Annotated in this window: 1 protein-coding gene; it reads left to right on the top strand. The window is 59.7% G+C overall.

Going from position 1 to position 1,684, the window contains the following annotated elements; translation table 11 throughout:
• The first annotated feature begins 102 nt into the window (after window positions 1–102).
• On the top strand, window positions 103–1,650 hold the full coding sequence (locus MMB92_RS35135; RefSeq protein WP_060263900.1) for an ISNCY family transposase: 1,548 nt from the start codon (window positions 103–105) through the stop codon (window positions 1,648–1,650).
• Window positions 1,651–1,684: the final 34 nt, after the last annotated feature.

Raw genomic sequence — 1,684 nt, 5'->3', positions numbered from 1 at the left:
GTTGTAGTAGCTTTTTAGAAATGTCGTGTTCTAGCCATTTAGAAATGTCGCATTTGGACCTCGGTAAGCTTGCCGGTTCCCCGTCAGATCATGGAGCCGACGATGCACCGAACAGCTCTGGTGACATTGGACATGCGAGAACTCGACCGTCTGAAGGTGATTCAGGCTGTGGTGGATTCGGGCCTGAAGCCCGGCCGCGCGGCCGAACGGCTGGGCCTGACGGTCCGGCAGATCGAGCGGCTGGTGATTCGATATCGGGAGTCTGGCGCGGTGGGCCTGACCTCGCGCAAGCGTGGCGGTCCTGGCAACCGGCGGCTGGATGCGGAGTTGGCCCAGCGGGCCCTGACGATCATCCGGGATCGCTACGCCGATTTCGGGCCGACACTGGCGTGCGAGAAGCTTCGGGAATGCCACGGCATCCAGCTCGCCAAGGAAACGGTACGGCGGCTGATGACGGAAGCTGGTTTGTGGGTGCCGCGCCGACAGCGACCACCGAAGGTTTATCAGCCACGAGCACGCCGGGCCTGCCTGGGCGAACTGATCCAGATCGACGGCAGCGACCATCGGTGGTTCGAGGAACGGGCGGCGGCCTGCACGCTACTGGTGTACGTCGACGATGCGACGAGCCGGTTGATGATGCTGCACTTCACGCAGACCGAATCGACCTTCAGCTACTTCGAGGCGACGCGGGCGTATATCGAACGGCACGGCAAACCTGGAGCATTCTACAGCGACAAGTACAGCGTGTTCCGCAACGTCAAACCTGGCAAGAACGGCAACCGCGTAACGCACTTCGGCCGAGCGATGTCTGAGCTGAACATCGACACGTTCTGCGCGAACAGCAGTCCGGCCAAGGGGCGAGTCGAGCGAGCACATCTGACGTTGCAGGATCGCTTGGTCAAGGAGATGCGATTGCGCGGGATCAACACGGTGGCCGACGCCAACGCTTACATGCCCCTCTTCATGGCCGCTTACAACGCACGTTTCGCAAAGCCTCCGAAGAGCGACTTCAATGCACACCGGCCGCTGCATGCCGATGAGAATCTCGACTGGGTGATGACATGGCGCGAGCTGAGGAAAGTCACGAAGTCGCTGACGGTGCAGTACGACCGGGTGATGTATTTGCTGGACGATACGCCGGAGAATCGGAAGCTGATCGACCGAACGATCGAGGTTTGGGAGTACCCGGATGGGCGCATCGAACTCCGAACAGAGGGTCGCGTGCTGCCCTGCAGACAGTACGACCGGCTGGCCGAGATCGATCAAGCCGCCGTTGTCGAACACAAGCGTTTGAGTCACGTGCTGCAGGTCGCGCAAGCCCTTCAAGCACAACGCGATAACAGCCGGATTGGTAAGGCTCCATCGCGAGCGCATCGAGGTGACTCGACCAAGACGAATCGCAACACACCTCAACCGGGTAAAAAGAAGCAGCGTGAGTTCACGCAGGCCGATGTCGAGCAGGTGGTTGTGGATATTGCTCAGCGCAAACAGACGCAGCAACCACCCCGCAAACCTGGCCGTCGGTCTGCAAGGGACACTGGAACTGGCGTAAGCGCCCTGCCCGTTCAAGCTCCGCTCTTCGACTCCGCGAAATCTGTAACCCGAAAGAGACGAACCCTGAACCCTTCAAAACACGACATTTCTATTTAGCCGCCGCTACGACATCTTGAAATGGCTACGACAT

This window comes from Burkholderia sp. IO2 (genome assembly GCF_029522185.1).
GTDB classification, from domain to species: domain Bacteria; phylum Pseudomonadota; class Gammaproteobacteria; order Burkholderiales; family Burkholderiaceae; genus Burkholderia; species Burkholderia cenocepacia.
The sequence above is the reverse complement of the archived record's forward strand: the minus strand, read 5'-3'. Positions and strand labels throughout refer to the sequence as shown.

Coding starts and splice junctions, on each gene's coding strand:
- MMB92_RS35135 (WP_060263900.1), top strand. CDS start 103: ATGCACCGAACAGCTCTGGTGACATTGGACATGCGAGAACTCGACCGT.